Origin of the sequence: Fervidobacterium sp. 2310opik-2, assembly GCF_011057735.1 — a bacterium.
Classification (GTDB): domain Bacteria; phylum Thermotogota; class Thermotogae; order Thermotogales; family Fervidobacteriaceae; genus Fervidobacterium; species Fervidobacterium nodosum.
The window spans coordinates 97,776-120,913 of record NZ_LNGG01000004.1 but is presented as its reverse complement, the minus strand read 5'-3'; the positions used below and the strand labels follow the sequence as shown (position 1 = coordinate 120,913).

Sequence of the window (23,138 nt, the reverse complement as noted above, 5' to 3'; positions counted from 1 at the left end):
TTGTCTGGAGGTGAACGGTGTGGTGGTCGTTTATTCAGCTATTTTACTTGGTGGTATAGGCTTTGCATTTGGCCTTTTCTTATCTTATGTTAGTGAAAAGTTCAAAGTAGAGGAGGATCCTACTGTTAAACTAATCTTAGAAGCATTACCAGGTATAAATTGTGGCGCATGTGGATATCCTGGCTGCGAAGGTTACGCAAAGGCCATTGCAAAAGGAGACAAGCCTGACAAATGTTTGCCTGGTAAGAAAAATGGCGTAGAAGAAAAAATCAAAGAAATACTCGCAAACAGAAAGTAAAAATATTTCATAATCGTTTATTTAAATTAGTATTCACATACATGTGGGGGATATTTTTTAATGGAAAAAACAGAAATAGTAGCTATTCATAAAATTTGTAAGAAAAAGCTTGAAGATATCGACGAATTAATTTCTTATAACAAGAGTGACTTTTTAATTACCCCAGAGCAAATTAAAGAGTTCAATGATTTAGTTCACAAAATTGAAATGAGATTATCAAAGGGCGATATTTCTTTAATTACTTACTGGGATGAAGAATATCCGGAGGAGCTTAGGCATATTCCAGATCCTCCGGTTTTTATATTCGCAAAGGGAAATGTTGAATTTCTATCATACGATTTGTTTGCCGTAGTTGGGACACGCAAGATGACCAATTACGGTAAACAAGTCACAGAAATGTTCTCAACAGATTTATCAAAACACTTTGTGATTGTGAGTGGCATGGCTTATGGGGTTGATAGTATCGCACACGCAACAGCTTTGAAAAACTTAAGACCAACAATAGCTGTCTTAGGATGCGGTGTAGATTACATATACCCAAAATCAAACGAAAGACTTTACCAAGAAATTATAAAAAATGGTTGCGTTATAAGTGAATATTTACCCTGGGAAGGACCTCAAAAATATACATTTGTAGCAAGAAATAGAATTATTTCAGGTGTTTCAAAGGGTGTTTTGGTAACGGAAGCAGGAACGGATAGTGGCGCATTGATAACCGCAAAATTTGGTGTAGAACAAGGTAAAGATATATTTGCAGTTCCGGGTGATATATTCAAATCAACAAGTACAGGTACAAATTATTTAATCAAAAATGGTGCTTTTCTTGTAACACATCCATCTGAAATTTTGGAATATTATGGATTTAAAGAACATCGCAAAATCATAGAGTTGAATGATGATGAAAAGTTAATGCTTGAAGCTTTGGAAACAAATTTAAATCCTGAGCAATTATCTGAAAAGATTTCCAAACCACTTTCGGAAATTTTGCTTTTACTCACAATTATGGAATTAAAAGGGCTTGTTTACAGAGTCGAAGACGGTACTTACGCAAGAGCAATATAGCTAGGAGGTGAATAACATGAGGCTTGTTCAAACAATAAATGAAATGAAAAGATTATCCAAAGAAGCTATTGATAAAGGAAAAACTATCGGTTTTGTGCCAACAATGGGTTATTTGCACGAAGGGCATTTGAGTCTCGTAAAAAAAGCCAGGGAAGATAACGATATAGTTGTTGTAAGTATATTTGTTAACCCTACTCAATTTGGTCCTAACGAAGATTTTAACAGATATCCACGAGATTTGGAAAGGGATTTAAGATTGCTTGAGCCTTTAAATGTAGATTATGTTTTCTATCCAAGTGTTGAAGAAATGTACCCGAAAAATTATTCCGTTTACGTTGATGAAGTTGAACTTTCAAAATATCTATGCGGCGCCAAAAGGCCTGGACATTTTAGAGGTGTATGCACAGTCGTCACAAAATTATTTAACATAGTGAAACCCACACGTGCTTATTTCGGTCAAAAAGATGCACAGCAATTTAGAATACTCAGAAGAATGGTTCAAAATCTTAATATGGACGTTGAAATGATTGAAATGCCAATTGTTCGCGAATCAGACGGGCTTGCCATGTCTTCAAGAAACGTTTATTTAAACGAAGAAGAAAGAAAGGAAGCAACAAGACTGCATAAATCACTTTTAAAAGCGAAAGAATTGATAGAAAGCGGAGAGAGAGATGTATCAAAGATTAAAAACCTTATGCTAGAGATACTTAATCATCCACTTTTGAAAATAGATTACGTAGAAATTGTTGATGAAGAGACATTGAAACCAATTGAAAAAATAGAAGGGAAAGTAATAATTGCGTTGGCTGTTTTTGTAGGTAAGGCAAGATTGATAGATAACATGATTATTAACTGCTAATATCGGAGGTAAATTTATGATATACAAAATCACTTATGGAGAACCAGACATCAGTAGTGAGGCAGTTGTCAGGTATGTATTTCAAGAAACTTCACCCAACGATTTTTCCGAATTATTCAAAGATATAGAGTATAAGGTAGATGGCGAATATATAACATTAAAAAGACGTATAGAAAACGAAGGATATTTTTTCGGGTTTGGTGATAAAGTTGGTCCACTTGACAGAAAAGGAAGGCGGTATGTTTTTTGGAATACAGATAATTTCACACACCATCCATCAGCAGATCCCCTTTACAAGAGTTTTCCGTTCTTTGTATACATATCAAAAGATTTTGATAAAGTTTATGGTTGCTTCACAGATTACCCAGGATGGATGGAAATTGATATAGATTCGAACAATGACAAAACTATTTCTTTTAAAATACGTGGTAAAGGATTTAATCAGTATATAATAACTGGGAAAAACGTACGAGAAATATTAAAACAATATCTCAGACTTACTGGACAAAACATAGCATTTCCTATCTGGGCATTTGGTTATCAACAATCAAGGTGGAGCTACATGACTCAAGATGAAGTTTTAGATATAGCAAACAAATTTAGAAAAGAAGATATACCATGTGATGTCATTTACCTTGATATAGACTACATGCAAGATTACAAAGTCTTCACTTGGAATAAGAATAACTTTCCAAGCTATAAAAAAATGTTAGAGAAGCTACACCAAGATGGATTTAAGGTAATTTCCATACTTGACCCCGGTGTGAAAGTAGAAAGATTTTATAAAATATTTGAAAGCGGTAATGGAAGGTATTTTTTAAAAGATATTTACGGTGGAGATTTCGAGGGGGCTGTATGGCCCGGAAGAGTTAGGTTCCCAGACTTTAGAGATAAGAAAGTCAGAATTTGGTGGGCAAGAAATGCAAAAAAATATCTTAAAGACGGTATAGATGGTTTTTGGAATGATATGAACGAAATTGCAATATTTGCAACTGAAGATGACATAAAAGAAGCTAAGAAAAAATTAAAAAATGCTAAATTAGAAGATGGAATTAAATTAGCTGGCACACTTGGTTCTATAGGTGAAATAGGCAGACAGGGGCATGGTGATGATATAGTTCATTTAGATGGCACACCGCATTGGAAGGTTAAAAACACATATGGATTGAATATGACAAAAGCAACAAGCGAGATGATACAAAAAGATCTTAAAAAAAGACCATTTTTAATTTCTAGGTCGGCTTATTCTGGTATTCAAAGGTACGGTGGAGTTTGGACAGGGGATAACCACAGTTGGTGGGAACATATCAGACAAGAGATAATAAGAATAAATTCGCTAAGTCTTGCGGGAGTATTTTATTCTGGATTTGATGTTGGTGGGTTCGGTGGTGATGTAAACGCAGAACTCCTTATAAGATTTATGCAACTTGGCGTGTTTTCTCCAATGTTTAGAAATCACTCAGCTATAGGAACTAAAAGGCAAGAGCCATGGCAATTTGGTGAAGAAGTAAAGAACATACTGAGAGATGTTATAAAATTCAGGTACAGATTGATACCATACATTTATACTCAGTACATGCTCGGTATCAAGAAAAATATTCCGCTAGTAAGACCTCTATTTTATGACTTTTCAAAAAAAGAAGCGTTAAAAATAGAAGATGAGTTTATGTTTGGAGATAGTATATTAGTCGCGCCAGTCGATAGACCTAATGTTGAGAAAAGGCTCGTTTGGCTTCCAAAAACCGCAATTAACTTATTTGACGGAAATATTTATAGAAACGGATGGAGGATTGTTAATACCCCAATAGAATATATCCCTGCGTTTCAGCTTATAAACACAGCAATACCTACTATGGAACCACAAAGTTACGTAGATATGTTGAAAGTTGACACAATATCTTGGAACGTTTTCAGCGATGGTAAATCAAGGATAGTATCGTACTTCTACGAAGATGATGGAATTAGTCTGGGATACAAAAAAGGAGAATACAACTTAAAACAAATTCTCATAAAAGACAATACCATAATAATTAAGACAAAGCAAGCTGACTATAACGTAAGGAATAGAACTTGGAACTTTAGTATCACATACATTGATGGTTCAACAAAAAATGTGAGTATAGAGGTTGGGAACGATGGAGAGTATACCATTCCGATACGGTGATTCTTATCTGTTAGAGTTTCAAACATTACGCGAATTCGTTGAATATATAGAACTAAGACTTAGAGAAACTGATTTACTGAAATTGCGCTTTAAATTCGTTGCTGATGTTGTTAAGGTTAAACCTTACAACGGCTCTTTGTATATTACCGTTTCTCAGGAAACTGTCGATGGAAAGAAAACAGAACTAACTATTATACTTTGGAAAAACCTAACAAAAATTGTGCTAAATTCTCTTGGATTAAAGTCTGAATACGAATTAGAACACAAAAAATGGGAATTCCAAGGAAAACTTTCATTCTATCCAGATAGAGCGCAATTTAGTTTTTGGGCGGATTCCATAGCTCCACAAGGGGAATCAGACATATTACAACGTCGTCAAAAAATAAAAGAACTATTAAAAAAAGAAAGACTATTAATGGAGGTTTTACACAATTTAGATGAACTAGAACCAATAAAATACATAGCAGTAATCACATCGAAAACCGCTCAGGGATATTTCGATTTTCTTTCTAATATACTCGTTCCTGATGAATTAAGACCGGTGATTCATCTTTACGAATCATCAATGCAAGGCGCAACAACCGCAGAGGAAGTTATATCAGCTTTAAATAGAATAGAAACATTCTGCAGAGAATTTATGGTAAAATATGATGTTATAGTTATAATAAGAGGTGGGGGTGGGCCCAGCGATTTAATGTACTTTGACGACTACAACTTAGCCAGAAGGATAGCACAAATGAATAATTTCATTCCAGTATTGACAGGAATTGGTCATGAAAAAGATGAAACTATCCCTGATTTCGTTGCTTGGAGAAGATTTCCAACACCAACAGCTGTAGCCAAAGAAATATCAAATCAAATAAAAGGCTATCAAGATAAAGTTGAAAGAAGTGTATCAGACTTATCACGATACATGGAAAATGCAATAGAACTACTAAATGCCAAATTGAGTGATACAAATTATAAAACGGTAAAAGAAATATTCAGAGGAAAAATTCAGTCTGTAGAAGAGGAATTAATTGATAGTGCCGAAGTTTTGTACAAAAGATTCTCACTTAAAGAATACGAAAAAATGATATCTATGGACTTTATTAAAAATCTTTCAGAAAAGATGAAATACAATATATCTGAATTTTCAAAAAAATTAATGCTAGACTATAAATACTTAAAAGATACATTAGAGCTAAAAATTAACAACATCAATCAACAAGTAGAACGATACATTAAACTTTCAGATACTTTAGAAAAACAGTATTCAAACTTATCTAATTTAGTTGAAGAGAAAAAAGAAGAATTCGTAAAAATTGGTGGTCCACTTTCTGCGTTATCTTTCGGTGGAGCGGTGGTCTTAAAAGATAGGAAAATTATTCAAAGCAAAAAAGAGCTATCTATAGGAGAAAATGTTATAATAAACTTTATCGACGGAAAAGTACAAGCAACTATTTCCGGGAATGATTAAAGTTTAAACACGATAAAATATATTAAATATATATGGAGGTATAGATAATGGAAATTAAAAACGTCGAAAAATTACTAAATATGACTGAAGAAGACATTCAAAAGTTAACCTTTAAAGAACTAATGGAATTAGTTGAATTCATAAAAACGACTTTTCTATCATCAGAATTGGAGATAGAAAAACAGATAGAACTCTATTCAAAAGCAATATTGCTACTTACAAAAGCAAAAGAAAAATTAACGATGATAAAAAAACAAAAAGAAGAAATCGATAGAAAATACGAAGAATTCATAAATAGAATTGATTTAGACTAACTAGTTTAACTAAAGTTAGCTAAAAATTTAAATTTATCCTTAACACATCTATATTATGGGGGGGAACTTGCATGCATTCTGATAAATACTTCTTTCAAAAATTTCCAATAGGTTCTGTCATAACACTCCTTGTTGGGATTTTCCTTTTCCTGGTAAATTTAAGCTTTGTTGAGCAAATCAAATACTTAAGAGAATACAATTATCTAGTGCATTTTGCAAAAAATTCGATTGCATTCGTTTTAATTGTTTATTCTATCCCTTTCATCTTAATGTACTTCATAAAGTTTCCAAACAAAAAGAAATTTGAAATGAACCTTGAAGAAGTTAAGAAAAATTTCCTCGACAATATTAAATCTAAAGATGGTAAATTGATAGCTGACTTTGTATCCTTTAGACCTTGGATGAACCAGGAATTTTATGTAAAATCAGTGAAAGGTATTCCAAAAATTTTTATACCAATCTACTTAGTTTCATTTACAATTAAAAATGATATTCTTTACATTATAGAAGCCGAAGTTAGTATAAACTCAAAAGAGTACCGTATATCAGGTTATTATTTAGTCCATTTATCAAACATTGTTTCCGCAAACCTCTCTCAAGATAGAATATTTTTTTCTTCATCAATGGGTGATGCTGCAGCAAAAGTTAATTTTATTGAGATAATCCATTCCTCTGGGACTATTAAAATTCCAATTTTTGAGGAAGAATTACTCAGCAACTACGGTAATATATCACCGTTAAGGGAAGAATACTCGCTGAAAGTAATGACGCTCTTAAAATATCTAAACAAAGAATTACTCTAAATTATATTGAATTTTTTTGTAATTAGGCTGGCATACTTAAGGAAAACGAAAAACAATGAAATTAGGAAATTAGAAATCTCAAATTTTATGTTATATTTGAAAAAAGTAAAGTTGATTTAGTTAAAATTAATATGATATAATAAAAAGAGGTAAAATGTGTCGCTTAAGAAGCTAGTATTAAAATATACTAAAGATATAGATAAAAAAATTTGAACCAGATATTTTTTAATTTCTTCGCTAATATCATATAATTATATAAGGAGGCTTGGTAGTTTTGGAATCGATACTCAGCGTTAGAAACCTTAGTACCTGGTTTTACTTAGAAGAAGGGGTATTAAAAGCTGTTAACGATGTTTCCTTTGAACTTTCCGAAAATGAGGTTCTTGGGATAGTTGGCGAAACCGGATCAGGAAAGAGTATAACAGTTAGAAGTATTATGAGACTTATCCATCATCCTGGTAAAATTGTCCAAGGTCAAGTTATATATAGAGGCCGTGGTAAAGAAGAAGACATAGTTAAAATGAGCGAAGATGAATTGACACAAATAAGAGGTAAAGAAATTTCAATGATATTCCAAGACCCGTTGACATCACTTAACCCGTTATATACAATAGGTGACCAGCTTATAGAAACGATTATGCAACATCAAGATGTCGATAGACCAACTGCTTGGAAGCTTGCTGTCGAGATGCTTGAAAAAGTTCAAATACCCGAACCTGAAAAACGAATGAATTCATACCCATTTGAGTTCAGCGGTGGAATGAAACAACGTGTGGTAATTGCTATAGCACTTTCATGTAATCCAAAAATACTTATAGCTGATGAGCCAACAACGGCTTTGGACGTTACAATACAAGCACAAGTCCTTGAACTTATGAAAGATTTACAAAAAGAATTAAAAACAGGAACGCTATTCATAACTCACGACCTTGGGGTTATATCTGCTATGGCTGACAGGGTTATGGTCATGTACGGTGGAAGACAGATGGAACTTGGTCCAGCTGAAGATATCTTCCACAAACCGATGCATCCTTACACAAATATGCTTCTTAAATCAATACCACGTGTTGATATAAAACAAGATAAAATTGAAGCGATACCCGGACAACCGCCAAGAATGATAGATGTTCCCGACGTATGTCCATTTGCACCAAGGTGCCAAAGAAGATTAGATAAATGTACTAAAGAACTACCAAAATTTGAAGAATTAGAACCAGGACATTTTGTAAGATGCTTTAACCCAGTAGAAGCCGGAGGGGATGTAAATGCCTGATAAAAAAAATAACGAAGTAATAATTAAAGTAGAAAACCTAAAAAAATACTTTCCCATATACAAAGGATTTCTAATGAAGAAACATGTTGCTGATGTTAAAGCAGTTGACGATGTTTCATTTGAAGTAAAGCGTGGGGAAACATTCGCATTGGTTGGAGAATCTGGTTGTGGAAAGACTACAACTGCAAGAGTAATGCTAAGATTGATTGATCCAACAGATGGAAAAATAGAAGTCCTTGGTACGGATATTTCAAAAATGTCAAGAGAAGAGCTTCTACCATTTAGAAGAAAAATGCAAATAGTTTTCCAAAACCCTATTGGTTCTCTTAATCCAAGAATGACAGTTGGACAAATTCTTACGGAACCGATGCTCTTCCACAAAATTGTTCAAAATCAACAAGAAGCAAACGAAAAAGCGGTTGAACTTTTGAAGATGGTTGGTTTAAAAGCATTTCATATGGATAGATATCCACACCAATTTAGTGGTGGGCAAAAACAAAGAATTGCTATCGCACGTGCTCTTAGCGTTGACCCAGAGATAATATACCTTGATGAACCAACTTCTGCACTTGATGTGTCTGTTCAAGCACAAATAGTAAATTTGCTCTTGAAGTTCCAACAAGAGCTTGGATTAACATATGTATTTATCTCACATAACCTTGCACTCGTTAGATTTATTAGTAACAACGTTGCTGTTATGTACCTTGGAAAAATTGTGGAAATGGGAGATGTAAATGAAGTATTTGACAATCCTATTCATCCATATACAAAAGCGTTATTATCAGCATCACCAATTCCAGACCCTGCAATAGAAAAGAAGAGAAAACGTATAATATTAACAGGTAATGTACCAAGCCCAATAGCAAGACCAAGTGGCTGTTTCTTCCATCCAAGGTGCCCATTTAAAATGGATATATGTGACAAAGAATATCCACAAATGAAATCAGTTTCTTCAAATCACCAGGTTTCGTGCTTCCTGGTAGATAAAAGGGAGGTGTAGGTATGAAGAAGGTTCTCGTAACGCTTCTTGTTTCTTTATTTGTATTCTTCGCTTTTGCTAACACTTACATTGGTGCAGATGCAACTGGTAAAAAAGGTGGGACACTCATTCTTCCAACACTTAGTGGTCCAAGAACAGTTAACGACACAGTGTCCAAAGAAACAAGTTCTTCTGATGTCATTGCCATGTTCATGAGCTGGGGTGGAACACTTATCGAAAGAGATGCGAGAGACGGTAAGTTCTATCCAGCACTCGCGGAAAAATGGGATGGTCCACGTCTAACAAAAGATGGCGGTATGGAAATTATATGGTACCTTAGAAAAGGTGTAAAGTGGAGTGATGGTACACCATTCACAGCAGATGATGTTGTCTTCACACTCAACGATATTTACACAAACCCAGATATCCCAAGTTCATTCAAAGATGTCATAAAGAGTACAAATGGTTACTTACCAAAAGCAACAAAGATAAACGATTACACAGTTAAAATGTACTATCCAGAACCATTTAGACTTGCTCTCAGATACCTTGGCGGAATGTACATATTCCCAAAACACAAGGCCGAAAGCTGGGTTAAAAACAAAAAATTCGCAGAATTCTGGACAGTCGATTCAATCAATAAGAAAGAAATTGTTGGTTTAGGGCCATTCATTCCAGTAGAGTATGTACCAGACCAATACGTAAGATTTGTAGCAAACCCGAATTACTGGAAGAAAGATAAGAACGGAACACAATTGCCATATTTGAAAGAAGTAGTTTACAAAATTATATCTTCACAAGATGCACAAAAATTGGCATTTGAAAAAGGAGAAGTTGATATTTACTCACCAAGAGGTACAGAATTTAACTACTTTAAAGAAAACGAAAAGAAATTCAACATAACCGTTCTCTCATATGGTCCAGCATATGGTACACTATTCATAACATTCAACTGGAACAACAAAGACCAGGCAAAGAGAGACTGGTTCAGGAACGTGCACTTCAGAAAAGCAGTCGCTTACGCAATGGATAAGAAAAAGATGATTGATACACTCTTCAACGGTCTTGCAATTGAACAATGGTCACCAGTTTCAATGGCTTCACCATTCTACAACGAAAAAGTCACAGTAAAATATCCATACGATTTAAATAAAGCAAGAGCAGAACTTAAACTTGGTGGATTCAGCTGGGATAAAAATGGAAGACTTATAGACAGCAAAGGTAGACCAGTCAAATTCACAATCGAAACAAATGCTGGAAACACAGTCCGTGAAGGTATGGGTAACATTATAACCGCAGCTCTCAAACAACTTGGTATGGATATCACATTCGTACCTGGTGATTTCAACACACTTATTAACAGAATGCTTAACGTTGGTGACTGGGATGCTATAATCATTGGTCTAACAGGTGGAGATGAACCACAAGGTGGAAGAAACGTATGGGCACTTGACGGTTCGTTACACTTCTGGAACCTCTCACCAGAAAATGCAGACTGGGTTGATCCAAAAATTTACTGGGTACCAGATTTTGAAAAAGAAATAGATAAGATATTCAAAGAAAACGTTAGAATACTCGACGAAAATGTTGTGAAAGACTACTGGGCAAAATACCAAAAACTCGCATCTGAAAATATACCACTTATTTACACAGTTAACAGCTTAAGACTCTTTGCATGGAGAAATACAATTAAGAATGTTAAAATAACACTCTTAGGCGGAACAACATGGAACCTTGACTGGCTCTACAAAGAAGAATAATATTTAAATTTTAAACTTTATTAAAACATTACAACCGCGGGGCATCCCGCCCCGCGTTTATTAATAATAATCATGTTTTTTGTTAATTGAGTATTTTTAATAACCTTCGGAGGTGAATAGGGTTGATTAAGTACATAGCACGTAGGCTCATAATACTTCTACCAGAGTTATGGATAATAACAGTAATCGTTTTTACCCTCATGCAACTATCCCCTGGTGACTTTTTAGATCAATACAGGCTTGACCCTTCTGTCTCAAAGGAGACATTGCAAGCTATGGAAAAAGAACTTGGGCTTGATAAACCAGCAGTAGTACAATATTTTTACTGGTTTGGAAAATTACTTAAACTCGATTTTGGCTATTCTTTCTACTATAGACGTACTGTAGCAAGTCTTATATCCGAAAGGCTACTTGGAACTTTTGTACTATCACTTTATTCATTTGTTATTTCATGGATAATCGGTGTTGTCTTAGGTGTAGTTTCAGCGTTAAAAAAATATACTCTTACAGATAAAATACTAACAGTTATAGCATTTAGCGGATTAGCACTTCCCGGATTTTTCCTTGCGCTTGTTTTACTTTACATGGCCGCAAGAACAGGCTGGTTCCCAATAGGTGGAATGTACAGCCCCGAAACATCCCGACTCGATGTCTGGAATGCATTTAAAGATATTTTTTGGAGGTTGCAATTACCCGCTTTTACACTTACGTTTGGTGGTTTTGCCGGTTTAATGAGATACCAAAGAGGTACTCTTCTTGATGTTCTTAATGAAGATTACGTAGAATTTGCAAGAGCGAAAGGAATGCCCGAAAGGGTTGTTATATATAAACATGCATTGCGAAATGCTATTAACCCTCTTGTTACGATGTTTGGTGGTAGTTTAGCAGGATTACTCAGTGGTGCAGTTATTACAGAAACAATCTTCTCCTGGCCTGGACTTGGAAGGTTAACCTATCAAGCCCTTCTACAAAAAGATTATTACGTTGTTATGGCAAGTACAGTAATTAGTACAGTTTTACTTATAATCGGTAACCTCGTTGGTGATATACTCCTCGCAGCAGTTGATCCAAGAATTAGATACGAATAAGGAGGGCCTGATGAAATGAGTGAAAAGAAAAAACTTAAAAATGAACTAAATTCGGCACAAAGTCAAAATGTTTCTAATGAAGACTCAGGAACTGTAGACTTTGAAGATGTTTATCTATCGCGTGGGCAGTTAATGTGGCGTGCTTTTAAGAAGAATAAGTTGGCTATGTTTGGAATGTGGGTACTTATAGTAATGTACATTGCAATGATTTTTGCGGATTTTCTCGCTCCGTACAATCCTTTTCAGCAAAATTTGAACCATTCTTTGAAAAAGCCAACAACAGTGCTTTCAAAATACGAAGTTGCAGATTTAAAAACGAAGATGGCGCCTTACGTTCTGCCAGAAATTAGTTACATCGATAGTTTAGATTTTACACAGAATTTTAAATCTATGCTCTTCCCAAGTAGAATCAAAGTAAAATACAGCGATGGAAGAGAATTAGCTATAATAGACAAAAACGTCGTTGAGGTTAAAGATGACGGTACAATTGTCCCAAAATACTTACCAAAGGGCAGGAAGTTGGATGAACAATTTGCACTAGCAAATTCAATAAAGCTTGTTGTAAGAACTATAAAATACGCGAAAATAGATGGTGAATGGAAACAGTATTCAGACGAAACGGAAGAGATTGAGAAACTTGTTTTTGGTGTTGATAATTCGCTAATTGAAAAAGGTAAAAACATTAGGGAAACAACCTCAAGAACTGCAAGATCAGTTGTTGCACAAAATGAAGGTTGGAAGATAGGATTTTATGCTGTAGACGAACAAGAAGCTATGGAAAGACTCACAGCAATAAGAATAGAGCAAGAAGTTATAGGTATAAAATACTACGATGAAGAATTCAATGAACATGAAATTTCACTTGATGAGGCTAAAATTGTTTCTTACGATTACAAATACTATCCAGTTAAATTCTTTGTTAAATCTTGGGGTCCAGACAGAACTGACCCAGAACGTGTAGGTTATCTATTCTGGATAATCCCACTTCACTATCATCTTTTCGGTGTCGATAACTACGATAACAACGAGTATGTTTCTCTCAACATCTTTGGTTCGGATAGGTACGGTAGAGATGTCTGGAGTAGAATTATATTTGCATCACGCGTATCGCTAACAATAGGTTTCATCGGTTTGTTTGTTACACTTGTATTGTCACTCTTCTTCGGGGCGCTCGCAGGTTTCTACGGCGGACTTGTAGATGAAATAATCATGAGATTTTGTGAAATTTTAATGGCTATTCCTGGTTTTTATCTGCTTCTTATGTTACGCGCGTTGTTACCAATTGATTTGCCAAGCTCGCAAATATACATGTTGTTGATATTCATACTTGCATTCTTGGGTTGGCCTGGAAGAGCAAGGATTATCAGGGGTCAAATACTAGCAGAAAGACAAAGGGAATATGTAGAGGCAGCTATCGCGCTTGGCTTCCCAGATATGCGCATCATGTGGAGACATATAATTCCAAACCTTGCAACGTATATAATCGTAAGTTCCACACTCTCTATACCTGGATATATCCTTGGTGAGGCAGGTCTTTCATACCTCGGACTTGGTATAAGAGAGCCTTCTGCTTCATGGGGTAATATGCTTACAGCTGCTCAAGATGTATACATACTAGAAAAAGCCCCGTGGCTACTTATTCCAGGTGCATTCATATTCATAGTGGTTCTTGCATTTAACTTCGTTGGTGACGGTTTAAGAGACGCTTTTGACCCAAGGGCATTAGGATAAAATATTTTAAAATAATTAAAAGAACAAGAAAGTGGCGGTTTTTAACCGCCACTTTCATTTTACCTTCGTTTCTTAGTATTTTAATTGTTTATTTTCCAAGTGCAGAGGTAGTAAGAGGTTCTATCCATGTTTTTGCCCATCTATCATACAATCCAAACCCTGCACAAAATTCCCAATATGCAAGCGAAAATCCGAATTCTTCAGCGATTCTCCTAACTGTTTTGGTCCATTTCACCCGTGATTCCATATCTGCTTTTGAATATGCGCCAAACTCACCTAAAAATATCGGAACATTGTTTTTCTTTGCCCACTCACTAACATATTTGAAATGATTCCTAATTTGCTCAACTTCCCAATCTTTTCCTTCCCATTTAACGCCAATTGGAAGCGTTGGACTAACCCATTCAGCACCTTGGTGAGTAAAATTAAAAGGTTCGTAATAATGGAATGAAACAATTATATTTTTATCATCAACAAGCTTTAACTCTCTTACGTAGCTATAGTTCGACCAATTTGGAACGTCTATAATTACAATTCTTGATGGATTCGTTTTTCGAATTTCACCTAAAACTTTTGGATAAAGCTCATTCCACTTAGTCGGAGTCAAATTTTGAGCTGGTTCGTTAAATATTTCAAAGAACAATTTGTCTGGATAATCTTTAAAAGCTTGGGCAATTTGTTTCCAAACTTCAACTAATACTGGACCATACTTATCAGGGTCTTGATACAATTCCTCGAAATGGTGACAATTGATTATTACAACCAAATCATTCCTCAATGCAACATCGACAACATGTCTAACTCTGTCTAAAAAGAACTTATCAATTTCGTAAGGATATTCCTCAGAAATATGGGCAGACCATCTGATAGGAATTCTTACAGAATCAAAACCTCTTTCTTTTATTATTTTAAAATATTCATCTTCAATATAAACTCCCCAAGAACCTTCTACAGGGGCTTCTAAAGCATTTCCCAGGTTTATCCCATGTCCAATCATTTTATTATATTCAAAAGCACTACTTTTATCGACATTACTCACACTTTGGTCAGCTTTGCAATTACCATTCATGAGAAAAATTAAAGCGAAACCAAGTAAAACACTCAATATCTTTTTATTCATTATTCCACCTTCTTTACTCAATTTTCTTGACAGACTGCCTTTCAATCAATTGAGTTGGTAAAATAACGTTTCTTGCAATCTTAGGACCTTTACCAAGAATTCTATCGATTAGCAATTGAGCTGCCATCTGCCCCATTTCCCAACGCGGTTGCCGGATGGTTGTCAGCGGTGGGTAAAGATATTCAGAATACGGTGCATCATCATAACCGATAATTGAAACATCTTCTGGTATTTCTAACCCATTTTCCTTTAACGCTCTAATCGCTCCTATCGCTGACCAATCATTTACAGAAAAAACGGCTGTAAACAATTTTCCTTTTTTCTTCAAAAATTCACTTACAGATTGATATCCATCCTCAGGATTAAATCCTTCGTGCTCACTAAAAAACACTTCAACATCTTTGTGCCTGTCTAAGAACTTTTTAATACCTTTTTCCCTATTTCTTGAAGCCGGCGAATATTGTGGCCCCCTTACATAAAGTATCTTTCTGTGTCCCATTTTGTACAGATATTTCATAGCGTTCATCGCACCAGTTAAATTATCTATATTTACAGAATCGCAAACCACCTCTTCTATATAGTAATCGAGTGCTACAATTGGTATTCCACTGTTTATGAAAGGTTTGAGATACTCAATACCTCCAAATAACTCACACAAAATTATCCCATCGATCTTTCTTTTAAAGTACTGATCCAAAACATGCTTTTCCTCTTCTGGAAGCATATTAGGAACCGAGACCATCACTTCGAAATCATTTCTCTTTGCGTAATCTTCTATAGCCATAAGTATTTCGTTGTAATGATCGCCCTTTAAATTTGGTAATAAAACCCCTATAGTATAAAGAAGTTCCGATGCCTTCCTAAGTGAAGGCATCGGCTTGTAACCAAGTGATTTTATCGCCCGCAAGACTTTCTTTCTTGTCTCTTCATTTACGTTACTGAAGCCATTTATGACCCTCGAAACCGTTGCTATAGAAACTCCTGCTTCTCTTGCTACGTCTTTGATTGTTACCATATGGACATTCCACCTCTTTTATATTCTCTCCTCAGAATTTCATCAAGTTATAAGGGTCGTAACCTTTGAATTTGTCAATAGACTTTTCCTTTATTATCTCTCTAAAAATGTACATAGAAGGTCTAGGTATATATTTTTTGGTTGACAAATCCGTGTGAGCAAGTCCAAATCTTTTACTGTAGCCTTTCGCCCATTCGAAATTGTCTATAATCGACCAGTGTAAATAACCTTTTATTGGTATTCCTTCGTTTAATGCTTTTTCTATAGCATAAAGATGCGATATGATAAAAAGACTTCTGTATTTATCCTTTGAATCAGCTATACCGTTCTCCGTAACATAAATATCTTTTTTGTATCTATTATAAACATGTATCAAAATATTGTACAGCCCTTCAGGGTATATTTCCCATCCAAATTCGCTTGCCGGCCTTCCGGAGAGTGCGAATCCTCCCTCTTCGCAAGAATAACCGTAACCTCTCAAAGTATACCAATTCATTTTAAATTCGCCAAAGTCAATAGTGGTGGGAAGTCTATCGATAACCGCTCTTGTGTAATAATTTACACCTATGTAATCAGTTTTATCTTTTACCATGTCTATAAATCGCCAATTTGTGAGATCCATAGCATTTTCAAAAGATTCCTTGTCGTCTTTATTAACAGTATCGTACCATGTAAAAGAGTATATAACTCCAACAAGATTATTTGTATACTTTTTTATAGCATCATAAGCTAAGTTATGTGCTTTCGCTTCGTTTTCTAAACTTTTGATATACCATGAAGGATTAAAATAACTTGGTGGAAATCCCGCATTTATTGCAAAATATCCAAGCTGACTTACAACGTGTGGTTCGTTCATAGAGGCCCACATATCAACTATATCGGCAAATTTCCATGCCATGTACTCTGCATACTTCGCAAACTCGATAGGTGTAGCATCAGAAATCCAACCAAGTTTATCTGTCTTCTCACCTTTGTGAACAGCTATAGGGTCGTGCAACCAAATAGGTAAAGTAAAGTGGTAAAGGTTAACGAACAATTTTAACCCCTTTGCTTTTATATCCTCCATTATTTTCCTGTAATGACTTACCGCTTTTTGGTTTGCTAATTTATCCAATTTTTCGAGCATATCCGGTGAGCCGTACTCAACATTTTGCGTACTAGCTGGGAAAATCCTCGACCACTCGGTTCCTATTCGTATTACATCCATCCCAAAATCGGCAGCTAATTGGTGGACTTTGCCGTACTGCTTCCAGTACCATGAACCATTTTCAGGCAAGTCCCCACTTACAACTCCATTTACAAGATTTCCGATATACCTTACCCAAATATACCAATCTGTATTTGGATCAACTTCCTCTACGTCTTGAGGATTTCCCATCTCAAACTGGAACCCTGACATCGAAACACCAAATAAAAAATCTTTTGGAAACATCATCAACCACCTCTTTCACCAATTTTTTAGGACAATTAGTTAATCAATTACTTAAATTTTTGTGCATGCAACAAAATGATTATCTTCAACTTGACGTAATTCTACATTCTTACAAGCACTATCACCCAAAGGACATCTATCATAGTATTTACAATATCCTGGCGGAGTTCTTCTGCTTTCAGCTATTAATTCTTCCCTTGTCCATTTCTTATGTGTTGTTGGAACGGACTCAAGTAGCATTTTGGTGTAAGGATGCAATGGGTTATTGAAAACTTTTACTGTGTCTCCATACTCCATTATCGATCCACGGTATAATATTATTGTCTTGTCACTTGTATAGTAACCTAACGAAAGGTCATGAGTAATAAATAAAACAGACAAACCCTTCTCTTTTAGACCTATCAAAAGATTCAAGATATCTATCCTTGTTGAAGCATCTAACATACTTATAATCTCATCAGCAACCAAAAATTTTGCGTTCATAAGTAATGCACGAGCGATAAGCAACCTTTGAAGTTGTCCACCACTCAGTTGATGTGGGAACTTTCCAATTATCTCTTTTGGGTTCAATCCAATATCTTTTATAGTGCTTTCAACTTTTCCCATCCATTTATCGCGATTTTCAGACGGATAAAATTCTTCCCTTACCATTTCAAATATTCTATCAATTTTAAAAATTGGATTGTACGAACTAAATGGATCTTGAAAAATTCCTTGAACATACCTATAGTATCCCTTAATATTTTTAAATGTTGAAATATCGGTACCATTGTAAATAATTTTCCCGGAAGTTGGTTTTGTAAGACGTAATATAAGCTTTCCAATGGTAGTCTTTCCACTACCACTTTCACCTATTAACGAAACTATTTCGTTATCTTCAATTTTAAAAGACACATTATCAACTGCATAAAATTTCTCTTTCCCAAACGCTCCTATATTGTAAGCTTTTGTCAAATTGACTACTTCAAGCATTGGATTTCACCTTCCAACAATAAGCTACGTGCCCTTCTTCAATTTCCACCATCGGTGGTTCTTCATCACATTCTTTTGTGCGAAGTGGACATCTGTCTTTGAATCTACAACCCTCTGGTGGATTTAACAATTGAGGTGGTTGACCTGGTATACCCTTTAGTTTGTTTTCAGTATACCTTACTCCAACTTCGGGAAGAGATGATAAGAGCATTTTTGTATATGGATGTACCGGATTTTCTATGAGTTGTTGTGTTGTCCCGATTTCGGCAACTTTTCCTGCGTACATGACCATAATCCTATCAGCTATTTGATAGAGCACTGACAAATCGTGAGTAACAAATATAAGGGATTTAACGATTTGCTGATCTTTGAAACCTTTAATCATTAAACAAACAGACTTTTGAGTAGATACATCCAATGCAGATGTGATTTCATCAGCGATAAGCAAAGAAGGGTTAAGTAGAGTGCTAATTACCATAACAAGTCTCTGTTTCATTCCTCCAGAAAGTTCGATTGGATACATTTTTAGGATTCTTTCTGGAAGTTTAACATATCTCAACCGTTCCATTAGAGTATCTTCAATACTTTCGTAATTAATATTTCTACTTTCAAGAATTTCTCTAATGTATACACCTATCTTCCTTGTTGGGTTAAGGGCATCCATAGCATACTGCGGGATTATAGAAATTTTCTTAAATCTAAAATCATTCATTTTTTCGAAATCGTTTATTGGTAGGGGCTCAGAGTCTAAGTACACATTTCCACCAAAATAATTCATAGGTGGTTTCAATAGTGTTAAGCTATTGACAAGCGTTGATTTTCCACATCCTGATTCACCTGCAACTCCTAATAGCTCCCCATCTTTAACATCGAAAGTCACATCATCGAGAGCTTTCACATAACCCTTAAGAGTTTTATAGTATATCTTTAAATTTTTGACCTCCAACATCTTATTTATCAACTCCTTAAGATTCGTAAATCTCTTTATTTATTACATTTCTCTCAACTTAGGATTAAATACCTCATCAAGCCCTGTGTTCATAAAGTAAAGTGCGCCCACGACAAGTGTTATAACTAATCCCGGAGGAATTGCCCACCACCACATTCCAAGTTGAATTGCGTTCCACAAAACAGCATTTTGCATCATTAAACCAAGTGAAATACCCCTTGTTGGTCCTAAACCTATAAAGTCTAAACCAACGGCCGCAAGTATCGCTCCACCGAATTGCAAGATAAAAACCATAAAGATGTATGAAAGCATATTGGGCATTATTTCATATAAGATTATCTTTAAATGAGACCTTCCAGTTATTCTCGCAAGGTTTACAAATTCACGAGCTTTTAACGAAAGTGTTTGAGCTCTAACCGCCCTAGCAGTCCAAGGCCATGCTGTAAAGCCTATGATTATGCTCTGTATTAAAATACCTCTGTATGGAAGATATGACGCGACTATTATCAATAGAGCAAGGGTTGGGACAACAAGTAATATATTTGTTAGCATCATCAAAAGTTCATCTATTATTCCACCTTCATAACCTGCAAAAAAACCTATAATTATCCCTATCAACGTCGCTAACCCACCACCAACAAGCCCAACAAAAAAAGAAGACCTAAGGCCATAAACTAACTGTGTAAACACATCTTGGCCAAAAGTTGTTGTACCGAGCCAATGTTCTTTACTGGGAGGTTGTGAACCCATCCCAACGTAATCAAGAGGATCTTTATATTTTGATATGTAAGGCCCAAAAAGTCCAAGGAGCAAGAAAAACAAAATTACCGAAAGCCCTATTCTGAGTTTATTATTTCTAAATGCAAAAAACAATATTTCCCTCATCAAATCTCACCACCGTAAGAATATCTAACTCTTGGATCAAGAACCATATATATCAAGTCAACAGTAAAATTAGCAACCAAAACTCCTATTATTATGAAAAGGAAACAACCCTGAATAAGGAAGTAATCCTGATTGAGTATTCCCTGCGTTAGCACGTACCCTATTCCAGGATATGAAAAAACGACCTCTGTGGTAACTTGGCCAGCTATAACAGTTCCAAGTTGCAACGCCAAACCGGTAACTTGTGGAAGTATTGCGTTCCTAAAAGCGTACTTTCTTATCAAATTTCTTTTAACACCTAAAGTTTCTAAGTATCGTACATAATTATTCTCAAGTTCATAAATTATCATGTTTCTCATTCCTATTGCCCAACCACCAAGTTGTACTATGAAAAGTGAGAAAAATGGTAAAAACCAATGTTTTAGATAGTCCCCTATGAAAAGCCAAGAAAGATGAGGTCTCAAGGAAAAACTATAAGCACCAGATATTGGAAACCATCCTAACAAGAATCCTAAAAAGTAAGCGAGTAAAATACCAAACCATAAATAAGGTGCACCAGTTAAAAAGTACATTATTGGAAGCATAATCGAGTCTAATTTTTTTCGTCTGGCAGCGATAGCTCCAAGATTGTTGCCTACAAACCAACTCAGCAAAATAGCTGGAATTAGGATACTTAAAGAATAAGGAAGCGCACTTTTGAGGATATCCAAAACTGGTTTCGGATAAAGGTATATACTTATTCCAAGGTCTCCTTTAAATAGAGCCACCCAGAAATTTATGTATTGTTTCCACATCGGCAAATCTAAACCAAACGCTTTAGTTAAATAACTGTACATTACTCTTGCAGATTCTGGCAAACCTGAGAACCTCGAAACTAAAACAAGAATGGGATTCCCAGGCATGAGCCTGGGAATCAACCAATCTATAGTAACTGCGAAAATAAAAGTAAGAATGTAGACTAATATTTTTGTTCTTAAATACTTTTTCATCTCTTACACCTCTTAGATTGATTGTAAATTATGCCGTAATATTATTTATTGGTAATTCCTATAAGCATTAACACTCCACCAGTCTGCCATCTTCCACCCCATGTAACTGGATATGCATATGGTTTTTTCTCACTTGGCCAGTTCTTCCATACTTGCGTACTTGCTTGGAACCACATACCGTTGTACCAAAGAGGAATAGCAGGCATTTCTTTTAAGAAAATTTCAGCGATTTGCTCCAATACTTTCTTGTTTGCAGCTATATCTTCCATTGGTGTTGAGTTAAGTTGTGTAATCAAATCGAAGAGTTTTTGATTTTTATATTTACCGAAGTTTCCATTGTACATATTGTCACTTATGTTAGAATTGAATAACCAATTAAACATTGTCCATGGTGAAACCGTCATCTGACTGTTGAAGTTGTTGATTGCCATATCAAACTTTCCTGTTGTCAAATCTTCCCAGTATTTGCTGTAATCTGGGAATTTTGCTTCTGCATTAATTCCAACCATCCTAAGCTGAGAAGCAATTATTTTGATTGATTCCATCCAATCTGTCCAACCATATGGAACAATTATTTCAACTTTGAATTTGCTACCATCTGGTGCCTCTCTATATCCGTCTTTGTTAACATCTTTGTACCCTGCCTTATCAAGAAGATCTTTTGCCGTCTTTGTGTCGTATCTAAATCCGTATTGTTTTACGGCATTTTCTGGGTAATATTTCATCCAACCCTTAATTGGTAAGAAACCAATAGAATTAGATGGAAGGACCTGACCTTCAAATACTGTTTTCGCTATAACTGTTGGATCAATTGCAAATGCTATTGCTCTTCTGAAGTTTGGATCATTCAGAGGTTTCTTTGTTGTATTAATGAACAAGTAAGCTGTGTTGTCTGACAACATGTAAGGTTCTTTGTCAAACCATGTATGAATATCACTGTAAGTTTTCTTAAGTGTCGGCACACCAGGAAGGAAGAAGTTCGATATATCAAGTTCACCTTTCATTATCATTCCAAGTGCAACGTTGTTACTAAGAACTCTCAAATAAACAACTCTCTTTGGCTTTGGTTGCCCAAAAACTTTGTTACCCCACCAATTATCATTTCTGAGGTAAACCATTCTGTCGTCACTGTAAGTTTCAAACATATAAGGCCCTGTTCCTATCGCTTTTTCATTTGCTCCACTTAATATTTCATCTTTTGAGCGCTTTGACCAAATGTGTTCTGGGATAATTGGAAGCTGGTAAAGTTGGTATGCCCATTCGTGGTATCTTGGAGATGAGAATGTGAAAACAACAGTGTAATCATCTGGAGTATCAACCTTCGCAAGCCATGTCCAAACTGGGCTGTAGGAAATCTCTGGTATTTGTTTTGCAATCTCAAATGTAAATTTTACATCTTTTGATGTAAATGGTTTACCATCGTGCCATGTAACTCCTTTTCTTAGTTTAATCTCGTAAGTGTTCTTTGATGTCCACTTTCCGCTTTCAGCAAGCCATGGAATCATTTCGTCTTTCAGTGGGTCGTAACCGTAAAGAGTTTCATAGATTAGCCCAACAGTACCAGTAACAGCATTCCAAGGAGTAATAGGGTTCCAGTTTGATGGTGGTGCCCACATACCTCCTCCAGCGTACAACGTCTCATCTCTTTTGTAAACTACGTCAGAAAGTACCAAAGTCGAGAAAACTGCTACCAATAACAATGTCATGAAAACCTTTTTCATAAAATCCCCTCCTTTTGCCAATGTATTGCCCATAGGGCTGACATAATTATATTTATGAAAATATTTACATTCCATCTTCATAAAAATACCAAATTCCAGAACTTTTTTTATAAAATTCAAAAAAAATGCCGTGAAAATCGAAAAGTTCACCAGAACTGAATTTTGGAAAATTTTCTATCTTCTTTAAAAATATGTTGCATTATTTAACATTTAATGTGGTATAATAAAATTGGTTATTTGTAAGTTTGGTTAAGTATTAATATGT

General features: G+C 35.3%; 20 protein-coding genes. 12 read left to right on the top strand and 8 right to left on the bottom strand.

Going from position 1 to position 23,138, the window contains the following annotated elements; translation table 11 throughout:
- Positions 1-19: 19 nt before the first annotated feature.
- From AS161_RS02425 to AS161_RS02370, 12 genes are all read left to right on the top strand, one after another.
- Positions 20-298 (top strand): RnfABCDGE type electron transport complex subunit B, encoded by a 279-nt coding sequence (locus AS161_RS02425; protein ID WP_164541671.1) that lies wholly within the window; start codon positions 20-22, stop codon positions 296-298.
- A gap of 60 nt (positions 299-358) precedes the next feature.
- On the top strand, positions 359-1,360 hold the full coding sequence (gene dprA, locus AS161_RS02420) for a DNA-processing protein DprA (protein WP_164541670.1): 1,002 nt from the start codon (positions 359-361) through the stop codon (positions 1,358-1,360).
- A 16-nt stretch (positions 1,361-1,376) separates the two neighbouring features.
- On the top strand, positions 1,377-2,219 hold the full coding sequence (gene panC, locus AS161_RS02415; protein WP_164541669.1) for a pantoate--beta-alanine ligase: 843 nt from the start codon (positions 1,377-1,379) through the stop codon (positions 2,217-2,219).
- Between the two features lie 16 nt (positions 2,220-2,235).
- Positions 2,236-4,383: a TIM-barrel domain-containing protein gene (locus AS161_RS02410; RefSeq protein ID WP_164541668.1), complete on the top strand. Its 2,148-nt coding sequence runs from the start codon at positions 2,236-2,238 to the stop codon at positions 4,381-4,383.
- Entirely contained in the window at positions 4,355-5,842 is a 1,488-nt protein-coding gene (gene xseA, locus AS161_RS02405; protein WP_164541667.1) for an exodeoxyribonuclease VII large subunit, read from the top strand. The genes AS161_RS02410 and xseA overlap by 29 nt, the downstream gene beginning before the upstream one ends.
- Positions 5,843-5,889: 47 nt before the next feature.
- Positions 5,890-6,156, top strand: a complete 267-nt coding sequence (locus AS161_RS02400) for an exodeoxyribonuclease VII (protein ID WP_164541666.1) — start codon at positions 5,890-5,892, stop codon at positions 6,154-6,156.
- Between the two features lie 71 nt (positions 6,157-6,227).
- Positions 6,228-6,959, top strand: coding sequence for a hypothetical protein (locus AS161_RS02395; RefSeq protein WP_164541665.1), 732 nt, complete (start codon positions 6,228-6,230; stop codon positions 6,957-6,959).
- Between the two features lie 274 nt (positions 6,960-7,233).
- On the top strand, positions 7,234-8,232 hold the full coding sequence (locus AS161_RS02390) for an ABC transporter ATP-binding protein (RefSeq protein ID WP_164541697.1): 999 nt from the start codon (positions 7,234-7,236) through the stop codon (positions 8,230-8,232).
- A complete protein-coding gene (locus AS161_RS02385) occupies positions 8,225-9,232 on the top strand; it encodes a dipeptide ABC transporter ATP-binding protein (RefSeq protein ID WP_164541664.1) in 1,008 nt (335 codons plus the stop codon). The genes AS161_RS02390 and AS161_RS02385 overlap by 8 nt, the downstream gene beginning before the upstream one ends.
- A 2-nt stretch (positions 9,233-9,234) precedes the next feature.
- Positions 9,235-10,971: an ABC transporter substrate-binding protein gene (locus AS161_RS02380; RefSeq protein ID WP_164541663.1), complete on the top strand. Its 1,737-nt coding sequence runs from the start codon at positions 9,235-9,237 to the stop codon at positions 10,969-10,971.
- Between the two features lie 122 nt (positions 10,972-11,093).
- On the top strand, positions 11,094-12,059 hold the full coding sequence (locus tag AS161_RS02375; protein WP_164541662.1) for an ABC transporter permease: 966 nt from the start codon (positions 11,094-11,096) through the stop codon (positions 12,057-12,059).
- 15 nt (positions 12,060-12,074) lie between these two features.
- Complete coding sequence (locus AS161_RS02370; protein WP_164541661.1) at positions 12,075-13,790, top strand: ABC transporter permease; 1,716 nt, start codon at positions 12,075-12,077, stop codon at positions 13,788-13,790.
- A gap of 88 nt (positions 13,791-13,878) precedes the next feature.
- Here the strand turns inward: AS161_RS02370 and AS161_RS02365 are convergent, their stop codons facing one another.
- Genes AS161_RS02365 through AS161_RS02330 form a run of 8 tightly spaced genes read right to left on the bottom strand, consistent with a single transcriptional unit; the run spans position 13,879 to position 22,873 of the window.
- Positions 13,879-14,910 carry a glycoside hydrolase family 5 protein gene (locus tag AS161_RS02365; protein WP_164541660.1) on the bottom strand — a complete coding sequence of 344 codons (1,032 nt, stop codon included), beginning with the start codon at positions 14,908-14,910 and terminating at the stop codon, positions 13,879-13,881.
- Positions 14,911-14,923: 13 nt separating this feature from the next.
- Positions 14,924-15,925, bottom strand: a complete 1,002-nt coding sequence (locus AS161_RS02360) for a LacI family DNA-binding transcriptional regulator (RefSeq protein ID WP_164541659.1) — start codon at positions 15,923-15,925, stop codon at positions 14,924-14,926.
- A gap of 31 nt (positions 15,926-15,956) precedes the next feature.
- Positions 15,957-17,357 (bottom strand): beta-galactosidase BgaS, encoded by a 1,401-nt coding sequence (gene bgaS, locus AS161_RS02355; RefSeq protein WP_164541696.1) that lies wholly within the window; start codon positions 17,355-17,357, stop codon positions 15,957-15,959.
- A gap of 51 nt (positions 17,358-17,408) precedes the next feature.
- The gene (locus tag AS161_RS02350) at positions 17,409-18,329 is read right to left on the bottom strand and encodes an ABC transporter ATP-binding protein (protein WP_164541658.1); all 921 of its coding nucleotides are present in this window, start codon (positions 18,327-18,329) and stop codon (positions 17,409-17,411) included.
- Positions 18,322-19,278: an ABC transporter ATP-binding protein gene (locus AS161_RS02345; RefSeq protein ID WP_164541657.1), complete on the bottom strand. Its 957-nt coding sequence runs from the start codon at positions 19,276-19,278 to the stop codon at positions 18,322-18,324. The genes AS161_RS02350 and AS161_RS02345 overlap by 8 nt, the downstream gene beginning before the upstream one ends.
- Positions 19,279-19,320: 42 nt before the next feature.
- Positions 19,321-20,163, bottom strand: a complete 843-nt coding sequence (locus AS161_RS02340; protein WP_164541656.1) for an ABC transporter permease — start codon at positions 20,161-20,163, stop codon at positions 19,321-19,323.
- Entirely contained in the window at positions 20,163-21,152 is a 990-nt protein-coding gene (locus tag AS161_RS02335; RefSeq protein ID WP_164541655.1) for an ABC transporter permease, read from the bottom strand. The genes AS161_RS02340 and AS161_RS02335 overlap by 1 nt, the downstream gene beginning before the upstream one ends.
- Before the next feature lie 41 nt (positions 21,153-21,193).
- Positions 21,194-22,873 (bottom strand): ABC transporter substrate-binding protein, encoded by a 1,680-nt coding sequence (locus AS161_RS02330; RefSeq protein ID WP_011994701.1) that lies wholly within the window; start codon positions 22,871-22,873, stop codon positions 21,194-21,196.
- Positions 22,874-23,138 lie beyond the last annotated feature (265 nt).